A 19,013-nucleotide genomic window follows, 5' to 3' on the forward strand; every position below is an offset into this window, starting at 1 on the left:
GTGGCGCACTAGCTCTGCTCGCTTTGCGGTGTCACCCGCAGCACTTCCTCAACCGTGGTCAGCCCCGCCGCGACTTTCTGTGCGCCGGACAGGCGCAGGCTGCGCATGCCTTCCTTGAAGGCCTGACGGCGGATCGCCGTGAGGTCGGTGTCCGGGGTGATGAACGCCTTGAGGCTGTCGCTCAGTTGCATGATTTCGTAAACCCCGGCGCGCCCGCGATAGCCGGTATCGCGGCATTCGACACAGCCGATCGCCCGTTGCGCATGACCCGGCAGCGGCGCCTGCCAGGGCCGGGTCAGCGTCTGCCAGTCGTCCTCGTCCAGCGTCTGCGGCGCCTTGCAGTGCGGGCACAGAGTGCGCACCAGCCGCTGGGCCATGACCCCGAGCACCGTGGCCTTGATCAGGTAATGCGGCACGCCGAGTTCGAGCAGACGGCTGATCGCGCTGGGCGCGTCATTGGTGTGCAGGGTCGACAGCACCAAGTGCCCGGTGAGCGCGGCCTGAATCGCCATTTCTGCGGTTTCAAGGTCGCGGATCTCGCCGATCATGATGATGTCCGGGTCTTGGCGCATCAATGCGCGCACGCCGGCGGCAAAACTCAGCTCGATGTTGTGCTGTACCTGCATCTGGTTGAAGGCCGGCTCGACCATCTCGATCGGGTCTTCGATGGTGCAGAGGTTGACCTCCGGGGTCGCCAGTTTTTTCAACGTGGTGTACAGCGTGGTGGTCTTGCCCGAACCGGTCGGCCCGGTGACCAGAATGATGCCGTTGGGCTGGCGGGTCATGTCCTGCCAGCGGCGCAGGTCGTCGGCGCTGAAGCCCAGTTGATCGAAATCCTTGAGCAGCACTTCCGGGTCGAAGATGCGCATGACCATTTTCTCGCCGAACGCCGTAGGCAGCGTCGACAGGCGCAGCTCCACTTCGCCGCCGTCCGGGGTCTTGGTCTTGACCCGGCCGTCCTGGGGTTTGCGCTTCTCGGCAACATTCATCCGGCCGAGGCTTTTCAGGCGACTGACAATCGCCATGGTCACCTGCGGCGGGAATTGATAGACATTGTGCAGCACGCCGTCGATGCGAAAACGCACGGTGCCTTGCTCGCGGCGCGGTTCGATGTGGATATCGCTGGCGCGCTGCTGAAAGGCGTACTGGAACAGCCAGTCGACGATGTTGACGATATGCGCATCGTTAGCGTCCGGCTCCTGATCGCTGGCGCCGAGGTTGAGCAGTTGTTCAAAATTGCCGAGGTTGCCGCCCTGCGCATCGGCATTGCTGGCGCCGCTGACCGATTTCGCCAAGCGAAAGAATTCGACGCTGAAACGCTGGATGTCCGCGGGGTTGGCCACCACCCGCTTGATCGGCAGTTTCAGCACATGGGTCAGGTCGGCCTCCCAACCGGTGACGTAGGGCTGGGCGCTGGCGACCGTCACCGAGTCGCGGTCCACGGCCACGGCCAGGATCTTGTGCCGCTGGGCGAAGGCGTAGGACATCAACGGCGTGATCGCAGCGACGTTGATTTTCAGCGGATCGATACGCAGGTACGGCTGGCCGGCCTGTTGCGCCAGCCACAGGGTCAGGCTTTCCAGATCCAAGTGCTTGCCCGGACGGCTGAGGTCGTCGAGTTGCTGGCTGGCGATGAATTCCAGCGGATGCTTCTGCGCGTGCGCAGCGTGGCGGCGACGCGCATTCAACGCCTGCTCGGCGGCGTCCTGGCAGATAAAGCCCTGTGCGACCAGCTCGCGCAGCACTTCATTGAGGTCCAGCCAGCGGTCCTGAATAGCGAGTTGAACGGACATGCGGGCTTCCTTTTCAAGCGACATTGCGCAAAAGAATAGCCTTGGCCCTGCTGACCGTTGGGCCACTACCCGACGAAGCCGTTGCCGGATTTGTCAGCCGGCTGCCTTTGCCGGCGCCTGCCAGGCGCTGTCGGCGTTCTGCAGATTGACCGAGCAGACGCTGATCAGGTTACGAAGTTTTTCCGCGATCACTTGTGCGCGGTGCCAGCTCAGGCCGCCCATGACCAGTTTGATCGACAGCAGATCGTCCGTGCGCTGCACGTTGACTTGCTCGGGCGTAAGAAACTGCAAGGCGAACAGGTTCAGCACCCGCACCAACAGATCCGGCTCGGCCTCGGCAAGAATCTGATATTGCGCCAGGCAATGGGCGTTGCTGACATTCCAGACGTCGGCGCGGGGCGGGGCGCTGTTTACGGCTTCAAGGTGCGGCATGGCAAGTCTCCAGATCACTGGGGAAATTTTTACATTCGCTGCGGGGCATTTCTTGGCTAAAATCGGTGATATTGGCAATTGATCGATGTGATCAATTCGCATTATTTGATTTCCGAGGTTTTTCTATGCACAGCGAACTGGACGCCTACGACCGCAAGATACTTGCCCTGCTGCAAGAGGACGCTTCGCTGTCCAGCGCGCAGATCGCCGAGCAGGTTGGGCTGTCGCAGTCGCCGTGCTGGCGGCGGATTCAGCGGATGAAGGAGGAGGGGATCATTCGCGCTCAGGTGACCTTGCTCGACCGCAAGAAGATTGGCCTGAACACGCAGATCTTCGCCGAGATCAAACTCAACGCCCACGGGCGTTCGAATTTCACCGAATTCACCGAGGCGATTCGCGGCTTCCCGGAAGTGCTGGAATGTTATGTGCTGATGGGCGCGGTGGATTTCCTGTTGCGCATTGTTGCGGCGGACATCGAGGCGTATGAGCGGTTTTTCTTTGAAAAACTGTCGCTGGTGCCGGGGATTCAGGAAGTGAATTCGATAGTGGCGTTGTCGGAAATCAAATCCACCACCAGCCTGCCGGTCTGAGGTGAGGCGGCAGGCCTCATCGCTAGCAGGCTAGCTCCCACAGGTTTTGTGTTCGCCACATTTCCCCTGTGGGAGCCAGCCTGCTGGCGATGGCGGTATTACATGCGCAACAGCATTTTCCACGCGCGATTCTGGTAAACCGCAATCGCCTGTTGCTTGCGCGCGTCGAGCAGTTCGTCGGTGATGGTCGGCTCGTTGGCCAGTTGCGCCAACTTGTTCAGCTCGCCGTAGAGGCGATCCATTTCCGGAATCTCCAGCACGTTGCGCGCGTGGTGCAGCCAGACCTGAATGCGCTCGATGCGCGGCAGTTGTTCGGCGAGGTCTTCCGGCTGTTGCTGATAGCGCTGCAGTTGCAGGGCTGTGGCTTCTTCGCCGAGCAGGCGCGGCAACCAGCTGTGCAACTGCGCGCCACCCTGACGGTTGCCGCGCACGTTGCGGTCGGCGGTCCAGGTGCGGGCCAGCAACCAGCGCGACGTGCTCAGCGAGAACAGGCCCCAGCGCGGATCTTCCAGTTCTTCGAGGAACTGCTCCGGTGCGGCTTTGCGCACGTCCTCGTCTTCGATGCCAACCTGCACCAGCGGGCGCCAGTCTTCCAGCAACGCATCCAGCGCCACACGCAAGTCGTGAGTCGACTGACGCGGTGCGGCCTGGCCGAGGCTGCTGAGCAGGGCGCGCATTTCTGCGAGGTTCTCGACCCAGTCCTGCAGCAGGCGCCAGTGGCCGTTGAAACGATATTGTTCGGCCAGACGCTGGCTGCTGCCGAGCAAGTGCCAGCTCAGCGCGGCGAAGGCGTCGTCGAGTTGGGTTTCCGGGGTCAGTTGCGGCGCCGGCAGGCTCAGCGAATAGCTGTTGGCGTCGTACAGGCGATAACCACGCTCAGCCTTGCTGATGTCGCACGGCATCAAGGCGAGGGTTTCAGCCAGTTCGGCGGCCAGTTCGAGCAGCGCGGCAGGCTCGCCTTCGCGCAGTTCCAGTTCCAGCTCGCAGATTTCTTCTTTCTGCTTGCCGACCACGACGTGACCGAGATCCAGTGCGGCTTCGATGACCACCTTGGTCTTGCCACGGCCCCAGGCGATTTCGGCGCGCTCGCGAACGAAGTCGGTGGTGAAGATCGGCTTGAGGGTTTTCTTGTCCAGCTCGGCCAGCGACTCGGGCCAGCATTCGCCGTCGAGTTTCTTCACATCGAGCTTGGCTTTCGGCAGTTTCCAGTCGTACTCGTTACGCTCGGACAGACCGGCGACGCTGTGGCCGCGAGTCTTCAGGGTCTGAATGACTTCGTCGCCATCCTTGCGCAGGCGCAGGGCGACTTTGGCCTGGGCCAGATCGCGCTCCGGGGTGTCGAAGTACTGGTTCATCAACTCACGGCGTTCCCAGCCACTTTTGTTGCGTTTCTTCAGGAGCGGGTGCTCGCGCAGCGCGGCGAGGGTTTCGCGGCTGACGCGGAGTTTGATTTCGGTTTCTTTCTGCATGGCCGGAAAATCCAGGATATCGGGAGCGCAGCCGGGGGAATGTGTGGCTGCCAAGGCCGTGCAGTGTACAGGAGTCAAACTTCCTACGCCCTGCGGCGGTTTATTCCGAGCGCCGGATGGTTCTATGATGGACCTCAATCCGGGAGTTGGAGTCAGCGATGCCTTTGCCATCCATGCAAGACCAGTTCGCTGCGCTGATTGCCGCGCCATCGGTCAGCTGTACCCAACCCAGCCTCGATCAATCCAACCGAGCGGTGATCGACCTGCTTGCCGGTTGGCTGGGCGATCTGGGCTTTGCCTGCGATATCCAGCAAGTCAGCCCGGGCAAATTCAATTTGCTCGCCAGTATCGGCAGCGGCCCCGGCGGGCTGGTACTGGCCGGGCACAGCGACACGGTGCCGTATGACGACGCCCTGTGGCAGACCGATCCGCTGAAACTCACCGAAGTCGATGGCCGCTGGGTCGGCCTCGGCAGTTGTGACATGAAAGGCTTCTTCGCACTGATCATCGAGGCCGTGCAGCCACTGCTCGATCAGCCGTTCAGGCAACCGCTGCTGATCCTCGCCACCTGCGATGAAGAAAGCTCGATGTCCGGCGCCCGTGCGCTGGCCGAGGCCGGGCAACCGCTGGGCCGTGCGGCGGTGATTGGCGAACCGACCGGGCTCAAGCCGATCCGCATGCACAAAGGCATCATGATGGAGCGCATCGACATTCTCGGGCAGAGCGGGCATTCGTCGGACCCGCGGCTGGGCCACAGCGCGCTCGAAGCCATGCACGATGCGATCGGCGAGCTGCGCGGTCTGCGCCTGTTGTGGCAGCGCGAATTCAACAACCCGCAATTCAGCGTGCCGCAGCCGACCCTGAACTTCGGCTGCATCCATGGTGGCGACAACCCCAATCGCATCTGCGGCCAGTGTTCTCTGGAATTCGACCTGCGCCCGCTGCCGGGCATGGACCCGAAAGTCCTGCGTGCGGAAATCCTGCGCAAGCTCAACCCTGTGGCCGAGCGGCATCAGGTCAGGATCGACTACAAACCATTGTTCCCGGAAGTGCCGCCGTTCGAGCAGAGCGAAGACGCTGAATTGGTGCGCATCGCCGAAAAGCTCACCGGCCATCGCGCCGAAGCAGTGGCGTTCGGCACCGAAGCGCCTTATCTTCAGCGCCTTGGCTGCGAAACCCTCGTGCTCGGCCCCGGCGACATCGCCTGTGCCCACCAGCCCGGCGAATACCTTGAAATGTCACGTTTGCAGCCTACCGTGCAGCTATTGCGGCAGTTGATTGAACATTACTGCCTGACGACTGACGAACGATGATGTCCCCTGTGGGAGCGAGCCTGCTCGCGAAAGCGCCTTTTCAGACGCCTCAACGTCAACTGATAAGCCGCTTTCGCGAGCAGGCTCGCTCCCACCAGGGAACTGTGTTTTATCCGAACAAAGACTGTAAATTGCCAACACCCCAACCCGTATTCATGAGGAGAGCGCGCGTGTCGCCAAGCCTGTTCCGACGATAACCATCAGCCCGCTGTGCGTTTTTTCGTTTCGCCCCTTTTTCGGCTGCTCTTTATTTACAGGCCCAGGTTCATGCCCGAATACGTCAATTGGCTTCGTCACGCGTCCCCTTACATCAATGCTCACCGCGATTGCACCTTCGTCGTCATGCTGCCCGGCGACGGCGTCGAGCATCCGAATTTCGGCAACATCGTCCACGACCTGGTGTTGCTGCACAGCCTCGGCGTGCGTCTGGTGCTGGTGCATGGCTCGCGTCCACAGATCGAAACCCGCCTCGCCGCACGCGGACTGACCCCGCATTACCATCACGGCATGCGCATCACCGACGCGGCGACGCTGGAATGCGTGATCGACGCGGTCGGCCAGTTGCGCATCGCCATCGAAGCTCGCCTGTCGATGGACATGGCTTCCTCGCCGATGCAGGGCTCACGCCTGCGCGTGGCCAGCGGCAACCTCGTTACCGCGCGGCCAATCGGCGTGCTCGAAGGCGTTGATTATCACCACACCGGCGAAGTGCGCCGGGTCGATCGCAAGGGCATCAATCGCCTGCTCGACGAGCGCTCGATCGTGCTGCTGTCGCCGCTGGGCTACTCGCCAACTGGTGAAATCTTCAACCTTGCCTGCGAAGACGTCGCCACCCGCGCCGCCATCGATCTGGGTGCGGATAAACTGCTGTTGTTCGGCGCCGAACTCGGCCTGATCGACGAGAACGGCAAACTGGTGCGCGAACTGCGTCCACAGCAAGTACCAGCGCATTTGCAGCGTCTGGGCATGAGCAATTATCAGGCGGAGTTGCTCGACGCGGCTGCCGAAGCCTGCCGTGGCGGCGTAGCGCGCAGCCATATCGTCAGCTACGCCGAAGACGGCGCGCTGCTGACCGAACTGTTCACCCGTGACGGCGGCGGTACGCTGGTCGCGCAGGAGCAATTCGAACTGGTCCGCGAGGCGGCGATTGAAGATGTCGGCGGCTTGCTCGACCTGATCAGTCCGCTGGAAGAGCAGGGCATTCTGGTGCGCCGCTCGCGTGAAGTGCTGGAACGCGAGATCGAGCAGTTCAGCGTGGTCGAACGCGAAGGCATGATCATCGCCTGCGCGGCGCTGTACCAGATTGCCGATTCCGATGCCGGCGAGCTGGCTTGCCTGGCGGTGAACCCGGAGTATCGCCACGGTGGGCGCGGTGATGAATTGCTTGAGCGCATCGAAACCCGTGCGCGGGCGCAGGGTTTGAAAACCTTGTTCGTGCTCACCACGCGCACCGCGCACTGGTTCCGCGAGCGCGGGTTCGAGCCGAGCAGCGTCGAGCGCCTGCCAGCGGCACGGGCTTCGCTGTACAACTATCAGCGCAATTCGAAGATCTTCGAAAAGACGCTGTAATCGCGTCACGCCATTCGCGAGCAGGCTCGCTCCCACATTTGTTCAATGAACCCTGTGGGAGCGAGCCTGCTCGCGAAGCTTTTTAGTGCGCGATGAACTTCGCACTGACATACGGCGAATAATCCGCCAGCACCGTTTCGACCTTGCCCTGTTCCTTGAGGAATTTTGCCGTCTCGCCAATCGCCTTCGCCGTGCCGCCGTCCAGCAGCGCTGTGGTTTGCTGCGCCTTCGCATCCGGGAAGGTCGAGCCGGCGAGCAATTCCGGTACATCGGCGGCATTGGCACCGGTCAGTTTGGCGATTTTCTGTACCGGCACCGAGTCGGCCGTCCAGCTGTCTTTGTGCGCGGCGTAATCAGCGAACGAGTCCAGCGTGACCTTGGCGAATTTCGCCACGACGTCGGGATGCTTCTCGGCGAAATCCTTGCGCGCAACCCAAACTTCGAAAGTCGGCGCGCCCCACTGGCCGACCTGCGCGGCGTCAGTCAGGGTCTTGCCGGTCTTGCGGATTTCACCCAGCGCCGGTGACCAGACAAACGCCCCATCGATGTCGCCACGCTTCCATGCAGCGGCAATCTCTGCCGGTTGCAGGTTGACCACTTTGACTTGCGAGGTCGTCAGGCCCCAGTGTTTCAACGCCCCGAGCAGGCTGTAGTGAGAAGTGGACACGAACGGCGTGGCGATGGTTTTGCCGATCAGATCCTGCGGCTTGTCAACGCCACTGCCATTGCGCACCACCAAGGCTTCGGCGGCATTGATCTGCGCCGAAACAATAAACGCCACGATTGGCAGATTGCGCGACGCCGCTGCTGCCAGCGGGCTCGAACCGAGATTGCCGATCTGCACATCACCCGAAGCAATGGCTGTCACAACTTCCGGGCCGCTGTTGAAGCGCCGCCAGTCGATCTTTTCGCCGATGGCCTCCTCATAGACGCCGTCCGCCTGGGGCACTTTGCTCGGGTCGATGCCCGTCTGATAACCCACGGTCAGACCGGCGGCATGTGCGGAAAAAGAAAACAGTGCCGACACACAAACTGTAACAAATTGACTTGATAGTGCGCGTTTCGCCATGATGCGTCGCCTTTTCGATAGGGTTTGACGTAGGTGGGAGTACGGCAGAGCTAATCGATCTAAAAAAAGGTCAACAAATACCATTTAGGAATGAGCTTAGTTGCCGATACGCTGTTTCTCGCTGGAGATGGCCATTATTCGGCCATATGCCCGAATGGTATGAAAAAGAGCGAATAAATTCTTTTTCGCTTTATCAGGATGTCTTTACTCTGCAGGGACCCAATCACTGGCGATTAGACGATGGTCGTAGACACACAAGGTTACGATTGACTTGGCAGTCACGGTCTGGCGCTAATCGCGAATCTTAGGATTCAGGGCAAATCGACCCCGAACCAGGAACACAAGAATTAGAACGAGAGGAGCGATACATGAACAAGTCCACCTTGGCCCTGGCCGTGGCCGTTGGGGTTATGGCGCAGCAGGCAGGCGCCGCCGGTTTCATCGAAGACAGCAAGGCAACTCTGGGGCTGCGCAACTTCTACATCAACACGGACAACCGTGATGGCACTGGCGCCAACAAGAACGAAGAGTGGGGCCAAGGCTTCGATCTGCGTTTCATCTCCGGTTACACCCAGGGCACTGTCGGTTTCGGCCTTGACGCCATCGGCCTGCTGGGCATCCGTCTGGATTCGGGCGGCGGCACCAACGGCAACAGCGGCACCGCTTACGGCGGCACCGTGTTCCCGAGCGAGTCCAACGGCGAAGCCGTGGACAACTTCTCCAGCCTGGGTCTGACTGCCAAAGCCAAGATCTCCCAGACCGAACTGAAGCTGGGCACCCTGCAGCCAAAACTGCCGGTCATCGTGACCAACGACGGTCGTCTGTTGCCACAAACCTGGCAGGGCGGCCAGATCACATCCGGCGAGATCAAGGACCTGACCCTGGTCGGCGGTCAGATCGAAGCGGTAAAAGGTCGTAACTCCAGCAACAACGAAAACCTCTCGATCGGCGGCGCCAACTCCCGTGGCACGGCGTTCCGTGACAGCAACAAGTTCATCTATGCCGGTGGTGACTACAAGATCACCAAAGACCTGACTGCCCAGTACTACTACGGCAACCTGGAAGACTTCTACAAGCAGCACTTCCTTGGCCTGGTACACAACTGGTCGATCGGCCCGGGCGTGTTGAAGTCTGACCTGCGTTATTTCAACAGCTCCGACGACGGCAAGAACGGCACCGATTCGGCTTACTACAGCTCGGGTAACTACACCGGTTTCCGTAACGGTCGTGGCGAAGTCGACAACAACCTGTACAGCGGCCTGTTCCTGTATACCGTTGCCGGCCACACCTTCGGTGGCGGCTACCAGGTTTCCAACGGTAGCAGCGACTTCCCTTGGCTGAACCAGGGCGACGGTTCGTCGAACTACACCATCACCGACATGCAGATCCAGAAGTTCGGCCGTGCCGGTGAGAAAACCTGGCAAGCTCGCTACTCCTACGACTTCGCCAAGGTTGGCGTACCTGGCCTGACCGCCGGTGTGGTTTACCTGAAGGGCGACAGCATCGACACCGTTGGCAGCAACGGTCGCGAAAACGCGTCGAACCGTTCCGAGTGGGAACGCGACTTCACTATCGGCTACGTCGTGCCGGAAGGTCCGTTCAAGAACGTCGGCCTGATGTGGAAAAACGCGGTATGGCGCACCGACCTGCCGAACACCCGTTCGCAGGACGAAAACCGCCTGATCGTCAGCTACTCGATCCCGCTGTTGTAATAGCGCGGTTCGATTCGCAGACGTAAAAAAAGCCCCGTCCGGCATTGCGCCGGACGGGGCTTTTGCGTTTTCGGGTCAGGCCCACCCCCGTAAGCCTGTCCCGAATTTCCCTCTTTACTGCAACTCAAGGCCTTCTCGAACCTTGGAACCGATGTTCGTCGCGATGCCGCCGAGCGTCCAGTGAACAGAAGTTTAATATTCAATAAAGATATAAATATCTCGTTATTTATTCTTTTTCATCATGGCAAATCCCGAGCTACAGTTGAGGTCTCCAACAACTCCAACAGGAGCCGCATCATGAGCCTCAGACTTGGCGACATCGCCCCCGATTTCGAACAGGATTCCAGCGCCGGCAAGATTCGTTTCCACGAATGGCTGGGCGATAGCTGGGGCGTGCTGTTCTCTCATCCGGCGGACTTCACCCCGGTGTGCACGACCGAACTGGGCTTCACCGCCAAGCTCAAGGACCAGTTCAGCCAGCGCGGCGTCAAAGCCATTGCGCTGTCGGTCGACCCGGTGGATTCGCACCACAAGTGGATCGAAGACATCAACGAAACCCAGAACACCGTGGTCAATTTTCCGATCCTGGCCGATGCCGATCGCAAGGTTTCCGACCTCTACGACCTGATCCATCCGAACGCCAGTGACACCCTGACCGTGCGCTCGCTGTTCGTCATCGATCCGAACAAGAAGATTCGCCTGACCATTACTTATCCAGCGAGCACCGGGCGCAACTTCAACGAGATCCTGCGAGTGATCGACTCGCTGCAGCTCACCGACAACTACAAGGTGGCCACCCCGGCCAACTGGCAGGACGGTGAAGACGTGGTGATCGTGCCTTCGCTCAAGGATGAGGACGAGATCAAGCAGCGCTTCCCCAACGGCTACCGTGCGGTGAAGCCGTACCTGCGCCTGACGCCGCAGCCGAACAAATGATTTCCGCGGTGTAGCCGCTGGTGCCATCGCGAGCAGGCTCACTCCTGCATTTGGAATGCGTTCCTCTGTAGGAGTGAGCCTGCTCGCGATGGCGATAGTCCAGTCACCACGGAACCACAGAGCAGGGCAATTTCGGCCGTTTCGACGGCCTTTTTTTTGTCCAGATAAAGGCAGTTGGTATATCTCAAAAACGCATAACCAAATGAATAAATATGATTTATAGATATATAAATCTACTGGTAAGGTCATTCCATTGAAGCGAGATCGCAACCTGCGAATCGCCGCTAACGTTTAAGGAATCGTCGCAATGCTGGTCGTCTCACTGGGTGGCAGCCCCAGCCTGCGCTCCCGCTCCGGGGTGCTGCTGGAGCGCTCGCAACGCTGGTTGCAACAGCACGGGGTGGAAGTGGTGAGTTATCGGGTGCGGGACTTCCCGGCCGAAGATTTGCTCCACGCGCGCTTCGACAGCCCGAAGGTTCTCGACCTGTTGCAACAAATCGAAAACGCCGACGGCCTGCTGATCGCTACGCCGGTATACAAGGCGTCATTTTCCGGCGCACTGAAAACCCTGTTGGATCTGCTGCCGGAACGTGCGCTGAGCCACAAGATCGTTTTGCCGATGGCCACCGGTGGCAGCATCGCCCACATGCTGGTGGTCGATTACGCCCTCAAGCCAGTGCTCTCGGCGTTGAAAGCCCAGGAAATGCTCCAGGGGATTTTTGCCGAGGACAGCCAGATCGCTTACGGCGAAGGCAGTGCCGATGCGCAACTGGCGCCGGCCCTGGAATTGCGACTGCATGAAGCGCTGGAGCAGTTTGTCGGGGCCATGGCACGCCGGCCGAAACCGCTGGAGCCGGGCCTGTTGAACGAACGTTTATTAAGTGCTCGCTGGAGCATTTGAGCCTCATCGCAATTTGAAGTACTGGCCTTACTCGCCCGCCAACGGGCAAGCAGGTGCAGCCACAACCCAACAGCAAAAAGGAGAGCGCCATGCGCCCTGTATTTTTGCGTCGTGGTCTGGTCGCTCTGTTTGCTGCGGCTGTGTCCATCGGCGCCATGACTCAAGCTCAAGCCGAGACCTTGCGGATCGGTTATCAGAAGTACGGCACGCTGGTGCTGCTCAAGGCCAAAGGCACGCTGGAAAAACGTCTGGCCGCCCAAGGCGTCGACGTGCAATGGACTGAATTCCCCGGCGGCCCGCAACTGCTCGAAGGCCTCAATGTTGGCTCGATCGACTTTGGCGTGACCGGCGAAACCCCGCCCGTGTTTGCCCAGGCCGCCGGCGCCGATCTGCTCTATGTGGCTTACGAACCGCCAGCGCCGAACAGTGAAGCGATCCTTGTGCCGAAAGATTCGCCGATCAAGTCGGTGGCCGATCTCAAAGGCAAGAAGATCGCGCTGAACAAAGGCTCCAACGTCCACTACCTGTTGGTGCGCGCACTGGAAGACGCCGGCCTCAAGTACAGCGACATTCAAACCGTGTTCCTGCCACCGGCCGATGCCCGCGCGGCGTTCGAGCGCGGCAGTGTCGACGCCTGGGTTATCTGGGATCCGTATCAGGCCGCCGCCGAACAACAGTTGCAGGCGCATACCCTGCGTGACGGCAAAGGCATCGTCGACAACCACCAGTTCTATCTCGCCACCAAACCTTACGCGCAGAAAAATCCCGAGGTGATCAAGACCCTTGTCGAAGAAGTGCGCGCGGTCGGCGAGTGGTCCAAAGCCAATCCTCAAGACGTTACCCAACAGGTGGCACCGCTGCTCGGTCTGCCGGCAGACATCACCCTGACCTCGGTAAAACGACAGGGCTATGGCGCGCTGTTCCTGACCCCGGAAGTGGTCGCCGCGCAACAGAAAATCGCCGACACGTTCTTCCAGCTCAAGCTGATTCCCAAGCCGCTGAGCATCAAGGACGTGATCTGGACGCCACCGGCCGCTGTGGCCCAAAGCTCTCAAGCGCAGTAATTCGAATCCACAAGGAGACCACTCCATGAGCCTCAATATTTTCTGGTTCCTGCCTACCCACGGCGACGGCCATTACCTTGGCACCGCCGAAGGCGCCCGCGCGGTGGATCACGGTTATTTGCAGCAAGTCGCGCAAGCGGCGGATCGCCTCGGTTTCGGCGGTGTGCTGATTCCGACCGGGCGCTCCTGCGAAGATTCGTGGCTGGTCGCGGCCTCGCTGATTCCAGTGACCCAGCGCCTGAAGTTTCTGGTTGCCCTGCGCCCCGGGATCATTTCCCCGACGGTGGCGGCGCGTCAGGCTGCAACACTGGATCGTTTGTCCGGCGGTCGTGCGTTGTTCAACCTGGTGACTGGCGGCGACCCGGAAGAATTGGCCGGTGACGGTCTGTTCCTCAACCATGAAGAACGCTATCAGGCCTCGGTGGAATTCACCCGCATCTGGCGCCGCGTGCTGGAAGGCGAAACCGTTGATTATGATGGTGAGCACATCAGCGTCAAAGGCGCCAAGCTGCTCTATCCGCCGATCCAGCAACCGCGTCCGCCGCTGTACTTCGGCGGTTCGTCGGAAGCTGCGCAGGATCTGGCCGCCGAGCAAGTGGAAATGGTCCTGACCTGGGGCGAGCCACCGGCGGCGGTGGCCGAGAAAATCGCGCAGGTCCGCGCCAAGGCCGCCAAGCTCGGCCGCACCGTTCGCTTCGGTATTCGTCTGCATGTGATCGTGCGGGAAACCAATGCCGAAGCCTGGCAAGCAGCGGATCGGCTGATCTCGCATCTGGACGACGACACCATCCAACGTGCGCAGGCTTCGCTGGCGCGCTTCGATTCGGTCGGCCAGCAACGCATGGCCGCGCTGCACGGCGGTAGCCGCGACAACCTCGAAGTCAGCCCGAACCTGTGGGCCGGCGTCGGTCTGGTGCGTGGCGGCGCCGGCACGGCACTGGTCGGCGATGGCCCGACCGTGGCGGCGCGGGTCAAGGAATACGCCGATCTGGGCATCGATACGTTCATCTTCTCCGGTTATCCACACCTCGAAGAATCCTATCGCGTCGCCGAGCTGCTGTTTCCGCACCTCGATGTCGAGCGCCCGGAACTGCCGAAAAGCGCCGGTTACGTCAGCCCGTTCGGCGAGATGGTCGCCAACGATATCCTGCCCAAAGCCGCATCGCAGAGCTGAGGCGCGGCCATGAAGAAACTCATCCACAGCCTCGCGCCCTGGGCGTTGCCGGTGTTGCTGCTGGCGGTATGGCAGTTGTCGGTATCGGCCGGCTGGTTGTCGACGCGGATCCTGCCGGCACCGGTGGCTGTAATCGAAGCCGGCGTCAGTCTGGTGCGCAGCGGCGAAATCTGGACGCACCTGGCCATCAGCGGCTGGCGCGCGGCACTCGGCTTCACCATCGGCGGCAGCATCGGCCTGGTGCTGGGCTTTATCACTGGCCTGTCGAAATGGGGCGAACGCTTGCTCGACAGCTCGGTGCAGATGATCCGCAACGTGCCGCATCTGGCGCTGATTCCGCTGGTGATCCTGTGGTTCGGCATCGACGAGTCGGCGAAGATTTTCCTCGTAGCGCTGGGGACGTTGTTCCCGATTTACCTCAACACCTACCACGGCATCCGCAACGTCGACCCGGCGCTGGTGGAGATGGCGCGCAGTTATGGCCTGAGCGGTTTCAGCCTGTTCCGCCAGGTGATTCTGCCCGGCGCGCTGCCGTCGATTCTGGTTGGCGTGCGCTTTGCCTTGGGTTTCATGTGGCTGACGCTGATCGTCGCCGAAACCATTTCGGCCAGCTCCGGCATCGGCTATCTGGCGATGAACGCCCGTGAATTTTTGCAGACAGACGTGGTGGTGCTGGCGATTCTGCTTTACGCGGTGCTGGGCAAACTGGCCGACCTCGCTGCCCGTGGGCTTGAACGGGTGTGGTTGCGCTGGCACCCGGCCTACCAGGTTGCCAAGGGAGGTGCGGCATGACTGCTCAACAGCCGCCACGCTTGCTGCGCGGAATTCCGCTGGCGCTGCGCAATCTGCAGAAAACCTTTGGCTCGCGCCAGGTATTGCGCGACATCGATTTGCACATTCCAGCGGGGCAATTTGTTGCCGTGGTCGGGCGCAGTGGTTGCGGTAAAAGCACCTTGCTGCGCTTGCTTGCCGGGCTCGATCAACCGACTGGCGGCGACCTGCTCGCCGGTTCCGCACCGCTCAATGAGGCGCGCGATGACACCCGCTTGATGTTCCAGGAAGCGCGTCTGCTGCCGTGGAAAAAGATCATCGACAACGTTGGCCTCGGCCTCAAGGGCAACTGGCGGGCGCAAGCGCTGGACGCGCTCGAAGCGGTGGGCTTGGCCGATCGCGCCAATGAATGGCCGGCGGCGTTATCCGGCGGCCAGAAGCAGCGTGTCGCCCTGGCTCGGGCGCTGATTCATAAACCGCGCCTGCTGTTGCTCGACGAACCACTCGGCGCGCTGGACGCCCTGACGCGCATCGAGATGCAGCAACTGATCGAACGCCTGTGGCAGCAACACGGCTTCACCGTGTTGCTGGTAACCCACGACGTCAGCGAAGCGGTGGCGATTGCCGATCGGGTCATTCTGATCGAGGACGGCGCCGTCGGCCTCGACCTGCACGTCGAACTGCCGCGCCCACGCGCGCGTGGCTCGCATCGCCTGGCCGCACTGGAAACCGAAGTGCTCAACCGTGTTCTGTCCCTGCCCGGCGAACCGCCGGCGCCGGAACCCGTTTCACCTCTGCCCACGCAATTGCGTTGGGCGCAATAAAGCAGCTGCAAGCTTCGAGCTTCAAGCTGCAAGTCAAGGCGCTGTGCTTTTGCTTGCAGCTTGTAGCTTGCCACTTGCCGCTCATTTCGATCTCAGGAGAAATGCCATGACTATCAAAGCCATTAACGTGCGCAACCAGTTCAAAGGCTCGATCAAGGAGATCGTCCTCGGCGACGTGCTGTCGGAAATCGACGTGCAGACCGCGTCGGGCATCGTCACTTCGGTGATCACCACTCGCTCGGTGAAAGAGCTGGAACTGGTTGTGGGCAGCGAAGTGATCGCCTTTGTGAAATCCACTGAGGTGTCGATCGCCAAGTTGTAAGCCGGTGGATAAACAACAACCCCGAAGGGTGTGAGCCCTTCGGGGTTTTTTGTGCCTGGCTTGAAATCGGCAGCGCGGCCATCGCTGGCAAGCCAGCTCCCACAAGTGATTTATGACCGACAAATAACTCTGTGGGAGCTGGCTTGCCAGCGATGAGGCCAGTCAGATCACCAAAGATCTTTTGGGCAGATACGGCGGCAGATACAGGCCGATATAGGCATCAAACACCCGCATCCCTTCCTCGGCCATGCGCGGGGTGATCTGCCCATGCTGCTGCACCGAACGGGCATACACCCGGTCGCCCAGTTCCATCGCCAGGGCAAACACATCGACGTCGTCCGGCAGCTTTGGCAGTTCGAAGTGATGGTCGAACAGTTTGTGCATCAGCTCGCCCAGTTCCAGATCGTGCTGGCGGTCCGCCTGAGTCACTTCCGTCAGTCCGTGCTGGGCGAGAATCAACTGGCGTGCCGCAGCGTCTTCGCCGTAGATCTCGAGCATGCGTTGTTCGACCAGTCGCGACAGATCGCGCCAGTCGCGCAACGCGTCATGATCAATCGGCGCTTGCAGGCAGGCGCGAAAGGCTGCGTGTACGTCGGCGGTCAACGCTTCGAGCAAGGCCGGGACGCTGGCGAAGAAATGGTACACAGAGGAGGGCGGAATCTGCGCTCGCTCGGCCACGCTGTAGATCGACAGGCTCGCCACGCCCTCGGCGGCCAGCAGCGTGCGCGCAGCGTCGAGAATCGAATCGATCCGCGCCTGACTGCGGGCACGGGGTTTGCGGACGGTGGCGGGACGCGTCATGAAAGTCTCCTGCGGGGCAGCGGGCATTGTACGAGCCGGGTTCGATGTTGTCTTGTCGGCCGCCATCGCTGGCAAGCCAGCTCCCACAGGTACTCTGTTGAACATAAATTCTGAGTACGCAACAGAACCCTGTGGGAGCGAGCCTGCTCGCGATCCGCCGCAGGCGGCCATAAAAAAACGCCGTTGGCTGCGACAGCCAACGACGTTCTTATGGACGCTACAACCGCTTATTACACAGTATGCAGATACCAGTTGTACTCAAGGTCGGAGATGGAGTGTTCGAACTCCTCCAGCTCGCTTTCCTTGCAGGCGACGAAGATATCGATGTACTTCGGATCGATGTACTTGGCCATCACCTCGCTGTCGTCCAGCTCGCGCAGGGCGTCACGCAAGTTGTTCGGCAGGCTTTGCTCGTTCTGCTCGTAGCTGTTGCCTTCGACAGGCGCGCCGGGCTCGATCTTGTTGACCAGACCGTGATGCACGCCGGCCAGCACCGAAGCCATCAGCAGGTACGGGTTGGCGTCGGCACCGGCAACGCGGTGTTCAATACGCACGGCATCGGCAGAGCCGGTCGGTACGCGAATCGCCACGGTGCGGTTGTCCAGCCCCCAGCACGGCGAGTTCGGTACATAGAACTGCGCGCCGAAACGACGATACGAGTTGACGTTCGGGCAGAGGAACGCCATCTGCGCGGGCAGGGTCTCGAGCACACCGCCGATCGCGTGACGCAGCGCGGCGTTCTGCTCGGGATCCTCGCTGGCAAAAATGTTCTTGCCGGCCTTGTCCAGAATCGAAATGTGCACGTGCAGACCATTGCCTGCCTGGCCTGGGTACGGCTTGGCCATGAAAGTTGTGTCCATTTCATGGTCGTAGGCGATGTTCTTGATCAGGCGCTTGAGCAGGACCGCGTAATCGCACGCCTTGATCGGGTCGGCGACGTGGTGCAGGTTCACTTCGAACTGCGCCGGGGCACTTTCCTTGACGATCGCATCGGCCGGGATGCCTTGCTCTTTGGCACCTTCCAGAATGTCCTGGAGGCAGTCGACGTATTCGTCGAGGTCGTCGATCAGGTAGACCTGCGTCGAGTGCGGACGTTTGCCGGAGATTGGCGAGCGTGGCGGTTGTGGACGGCCGTTCACGTTTTCCTGGTCGATCAGGTAGAACTCGAGTTCGAACGCGGCGCAGATGGTCAGGCCCAGTTCGTCGAACTTGGTCACCACCTGGCGCAGCACTTCACGCGGGTCGGCGAAGAACGGGTCGCCTTCGAGTTCGTGCATGGTCATCAGCAGTTGCGCGGTCGGGCGCTTCTGCCATGGCTCGTTGCACAGGGTATCGGGGATCGGATAGCAGATACGATCGGCGTCGCCGATGTCCAGGCCCAGGCCGGTGCTTTCCACCGTCGAACCATTGATATCCAGAGCAAATAGAGAGGCCGGCAGGTTGATGCCTTTCTCGTAAACCTTGTGGAGGCTGGTGCGTTCGATGCGCTTGCCGCGCACCACACCATTCATATCCGCAATCAGAAGGTCAACGTACAGAACCTCAGGATGTTCCTTAAGGAACGCGTTCGCTTCGTTAAGCTGAACGGCACGCGGGGGTACCGACATGATGCAACACCTTTGTTGTTAAAAATATCAATCATTGATCTTTTCTGGTTTCAGTCAACCCGAACAGCCTGCCGAAGTCAAGCGAGGCCTTTTTTGCCCTAAAAAAGCGCCGTGAGGGCATTTATGGGGCATTTCGGGGCGTTTTTGCGTCCTGCATGTGTCGGGCACCCGCAGGCTTGAGCAGGCCGTGTTGTATTTTTTACGGGGGTGTTGTGTAAAAAAATGAACAAGGCTAAGCTCCGATCAAACCCATAACAGCAATAATACCGGGGTGCTTCATGTCTCGCCTGCCGTTAATCGGCGTCACCGACTGCTCGCAACAGTCCGGTCTGCATGCTTATCACATCAGTGGCGATCCATCCGTCCGTAGCGCGGCCAGCGAGGCTCGCGGCTTGCCTGCACTGCTCTGCGCAGCGACTCGGTCAACGGCAGCGTCCGATATTCTGGACGCAGACGACAGCATCCTGTTTATGGCGTCTCCTTTCAATATAGATCGCTTTCATCGTCACAGCCTGTGCCGCTTCCCCAGCCGTGCTCACGATTCTGCACGCCTTGAATGTGCACAGGAAATGCAACGCCAGCGTAAAGGGCAGGTAAGCTCCTCGTTGATTGTCTATGCGCGGTGCCAGGCGTAAGCCGGCACTGCGCGAGCAAGCCCCTTTAACG

At 60.5% G+C, this 19,013-nt stretch carries 18 protein-coding genes; 12 read left to right on the forward strand and 6 right to left on the reverse strand.

Features of this window, described 5'->3' with window-relative positions:
• Positions 1-8: 8 nt before the first annotated feature.
• Together BLU24_RS02575 and BLU24_RS02580 are read right to left on the reverse strand one after the other, a co-directional pair.
• Complete coding sequence (locus tag BLU24_RS02575; RefSeq protein ID WP_093097284.1) at positions 9-1,793, reverse strand: GspE/PulE family protein; 1,785 nt, start codon at positions 1,791-1,793, stop codon at positions 9-11.
• A gap of 93 nt (positions 1,794-1,886) precedes the next feature.
• Complete coding sequence (locus tag BLU24_RS02580) at positions 1,887-2,225, reverse strand: hypothetical protein (RefSeq protein ID WP_093097289.1); 339 nt, start codon at positions 2,223-2,225, stop codon at positions 1,887-1,889.
• Between the two features lie 125 nt (positions 2,226-2,350).
• On the opposite strand from BLU24_RS02580, the gene BLU24_RS02585 reads away from it, so the two are divergent.
• A complete protein-coding gene (locus BLU24_RS02585; RefSeq protein ID WP_090287318.1) occupies positions 2,351-2,815 on the forward strand; it encodes an Lrp/AsnC family transcriptional regulator in 465 nt (154 codons plus the stop codon).
• A gap of 98 nt (positions 2,816-2,913) precedes the next feature.
• On the opposite strand, the gene BLU24_RS02590 is transcribed toward BLU24_RS02585, so the two are convergent.
• A complete protein-coding gene (locus tag BLU24_RS02590) occupies positions 2,914-4,284 on the reverse strand; it encodes a CYTH domain-containing protein (protein WP_093097293.1) in 1,371 nt (456 codons plus the stop codon).
• A 158-nt stretch (positions 4,285-4,442) separates the two neighbouring features.
• Here BLU24_RS02590 and argE point away from each other — a divergent pair, with 158 nt between their 5' ends.
• Both argE and argA read left to right on the forward strand, forming a co-directional pair.
• On the forward strand, positions 4,443-5,597 hold the full coding sequence (gene argE / locus BLU24_RS02595; RefSeq protein WP_093097296.1) for an acetylornithine deacetylase: 1,155 nt from the start codon (positions 4,443-4,445) through the stop codon (positions 5,595-5,597).
• 267 nt (positions 5,598-5,864) lie between these two features.
• Positions 5,865-7,166 carry an amino-acid N-acetyltransferase gene (argA, locus tag BLU24_RS02600; protein WP_016772647.1) on the forward strand — a complete coding sequence of 434 codons (1,302 nt, stop codon included), beginning with the start codon at positions 5,865-5,867 and terminating at the stop codon, positions 7,164-7,166.
• A gap of 82 nt (positions 7,167-7,248) precedes the next feature.
• Here argA and tauA read toward each other — a convergent pair whose 3' ends face one another.
• Positions 7,249-8,238, reverse strand: coding sequence for a taurine ABC transporter substrate-binding protein (gene tauA / locus BLU24_RS02605; protein ID WP_093106384.1), 990 nt, complete (start codon positions 8,236-8,238; stop codon positions 7,249-7,251).
• 365 nt (positions 8,239-8,603) lie between these two features.
• Between tauA and BLU24_RS02610 the strand changes: the two genes are divergently transcribed.
• From BLU24_RS02610 to BLU24_RS02645, 8 genes are all read left to right on the forward strand, one after another.
• Positions 8,604-9,947 carry an OprD family porin gene (locus tag BLU24_RS02610; protein WP_090287311.1) on the forward strand — a complete coding sequence of 448 codons (1,344 nt, stop codon included), beginning with the start codon at positions 8,604-8,606 and terminating at the stop codon, positions 9,945-9,947.
• A 297-nt stretch (positions 9,948-10,244) separates the two neighbouring features.
• Positions 10,245-10,883 carry a peroxiredoxin gene (locus tag BLU24_RS02615; protein ID WP_093097299.1) on the forward strand — a complete coding sequence of 213 codons (639 nt, stop codon included), beginning with the start codon at positions 10,245-10,247 and terminating at the stop codon, positions 10,881-10,883.
• Between the two features lie 307 nt (positions 10,884-11,190).
• Entirely contained in the window at positions 11,191-11,784 is a 594-nt protein-coding gene (ssuE, locus tag BLU24_RS02620; protein ID WP_090287307.1) for an NADPH-dependent FMN reductase, read from the forward strand.
• 89 nt (positions 11,785-11,873) lie between these two features.
• A complete protein-coding gene (locus BLU24_RS02625) occupies positions 11,874-12,848 on the forward strand; it encodes a sulfonate ABC transporter substrate-binding protein (RefSeq protein ID WP_093097302.1) in 975 nt (324 codons plus the stop codon).
• Positions 12,849-12,873: 25 nt separating this feature from the next.
• Positions 12,874-14,022: an FMNH2-dependent alkanesulfonate monooxygenase gene (ssuD, locus tag BLU24_RS02630; RefSeq protein ID WP_016772653.1), complete on the forward strand. Its 1,149-nt coding sequence runs from the start codon at positions 12,874-12,876 to the stop codon at positions 14,020-14,022.
• A gap of 9 nt (positions 14,023-14,031) precedes the next feature.
• Entirely contained in the window at positions 14,032-14,814 is a 783-nt protein-coding gene (gene ssuC, locus BLU24_RS02635) for an aliphatic sulfonate ABC transporter permease SsuC (protein ID WP_093097304.1), read from the forward strand.
• Positions 14,811-15,617: an aliphatic sulfonates ABC transporter ATP-binding protein gene (ssuB, locus tag BLU24_RS02640; protein WP_093097307.1), complete on the forward strand. Its 807-nt coding sequence runs from the start codon at positions 14,811-14,813 to the stop codon at positions 15,615-15,617. Before ssuC ends, ssuB begins: the two co-directional genes overlap by 4 nt.
• Before the next feature lie 106 nt (positions 15,618-15,723).
• Complete coding sequence (locus tag BLU24_RS02645) at positions 15,724-15,939, forward strand: TOBE domain-containing protein (protein WP_003229256.1); 216 nt, start codon at positions 15,724-15,726, stop codon at positions 15,937-15,939.
• A 162-nt stretch (positions 15,940-16,101) separates the two neighbouring features.
• Here BLU24_RS02645 and BLU24_RS02650 read toward each other — a convergent pair whose 3' ends face one another.
• Positions 16,102-16,740, reverse strand: a complete 639-nt coding sequence (locus BLU24_RS02650; protein WP_093097310.1) for a TetR/AcrR family transcriptional regulator — start codon at positions 16,738-16,740, stop codon at positions 16,102-16,104.
• A 230-nt stretch (positions 16,741-16,970) separates the two neighbouring features.
• Positions 16,971-18,347 carry a glutamine synthetase family protein gene (locus tag BLU24_RS02655; protein WP_016772657.1) on the reverse strand — a complete coding sequence of 459 codons (1,377 nt, stop codon included), beginning with the start codon at positions 18,345-18,347 and terminating at the stop codon, positions 16,971-16,973.
• 278 nt (positions 18,348-18,625) lie between these two features.
• On the opposite strand from BLU24_RS02655, the gene BLU24_RS27500 reads away from it, so the two are divergent.
• Positions 18,626-18,982 (forward strand): gamma-glutamyl-gamma-aminobutyrate hydrolase family protein, encoded by a 357-nt coding sequence (locus tag BLU24_RS27500; protein ID WP_157720815.1) that lies wholly within the window; start codon positions 18,626-18,628, stop codon positions 18,980-18,982.
• Positions 18,983-19,013: the final 31 nt, after the last annotated feature.

The organism is Pseudomonas sp. Z003-0.4C(8344-21) (assembly GCF_900104975.1).
GTDB lineage: Bacteria > Pseudomonadota > Gammaproteobacteria > Pseudomonadales > Pseudomonadaceae > Aquipseudomonas > Aquipseudomonas granadensis.

Bases quoted from the DNA above. Each gene is read 5' to 3' on its own strand.
- BLU24_RS02575 (WP_093097284.1), bottom strand. From the start codon at position 1,793: ATGTCCGTTCAACTCGCTATTCAGGACCGCTGGCTGGACCTCAATGAA.
- BLU24_RS02580 (WP_093097289.1), bottom strand. From the start codon at position 2,225: ATGCCGCACCTTGAAGCCGTAAACAGCGCCCCGCCCCGCGCCGACGTC.
- BLU24_RS02585 (WP_090287318.1), top strand. From the start codon at position 2,351: ATGCACAGCGAACTGGACGCCTACGACCGCAAGATACTTGCCCTGCTG.
- BLU24_RS02590 (WP_093097293.1), bottom strand. From the start codon at position 4,284: ATGCAGAAAGAAACCGAAATCAAACTCCGCGTCAGCCGCGAAACCCTC.
- argE (WP_093097296.1), top strand. From the start codon at position 4,443: ATGCCTTTGCCATCCATGCAAGACCAGTTCGCTGCGCTGATTGCCGCG.
- argA (WP_016772647.1), top strand. From the start codon at position 5,865: ATGCCCGAATACGTCAATTGGCTTCGTCACGCGTCCCCTTACATCAAT.
- BLU24_RS02610 (WP_090287311.1), top strand. From the start codon at position 8,604: ATGAACAAGTCCACCTTGGCCCTGGCCGTGGCCGTTGGGGTTATGGCG.
- BLU24_RS02615 (WP_093097299.1), top strand. From the start codon at position 10,245: ATGAGCCTCAGACTTGGCGACATCGCCCCCGATTTCGAACAGGATTCC.
- ssuE (WP_090287307.1), top strand. From the start codon at position 11,191: ATGCTGGTCGTCTCACTGGGTGGCAGCCCCAGCCTGCGCTCCCGCTCC.
- BLU24_RS02625 (WP_093097302.1), top strand. From the start codon at position 11,874: ATGCGCCCTGTATTTTTGCGTCGTGGTCTGGTCGCTCTGTTTGCTGCG.
- ssuD (WP_016772653.1), top strand. From the start codon at position 12,874: ATGAGCCTCAATATTTTCTGGTTCCTGCCTACCCACGGCGACGGCCAT.
- ssuC (WP_093097304.1), top strand. From the start codon at position 14,032: ATGAAGAAACTCATCCACAGCCTCGCGCCCTGGGCGTTGCCGGTGTTG.
- ssuB (WP_093097307.1), top strand. From the start codon at position 14,811: ATGACTGCTCAACAGCCGCCACGCTTGCTGCGCGGAATTCCGCTGGCG.
- BLU24_RS02645 (WP_003229256.1), top strand. From the start codon at position 15,724: ATGACTATCAAAGCCATTAACGTGCGCAACCAGTTCAAAGGCTCGATC.
- BLU24_RS02650 (WP_093097310.1), bottom strand. From the start codon at position 16,740: ATGACGCGTCCCGCCACCGTCCGCAAACCCCGTGCCCGCAGTCAGGCG.
- BLU24_RS02655 (WP_016772657.1), bottom strand. From the start codon at position 18,347: ATGTCGGTACCCCCGCGTGCCGTTCAGCTTAACGAAGCGAACGCGTTC.
- BLU24_RS27500 (WP_157720815.1), top strand. From the start codon at position 18,626: ATGTCTCGCCTGCCGTTAATCGGCGTCACCGACTGCTCGCAACAGTCC.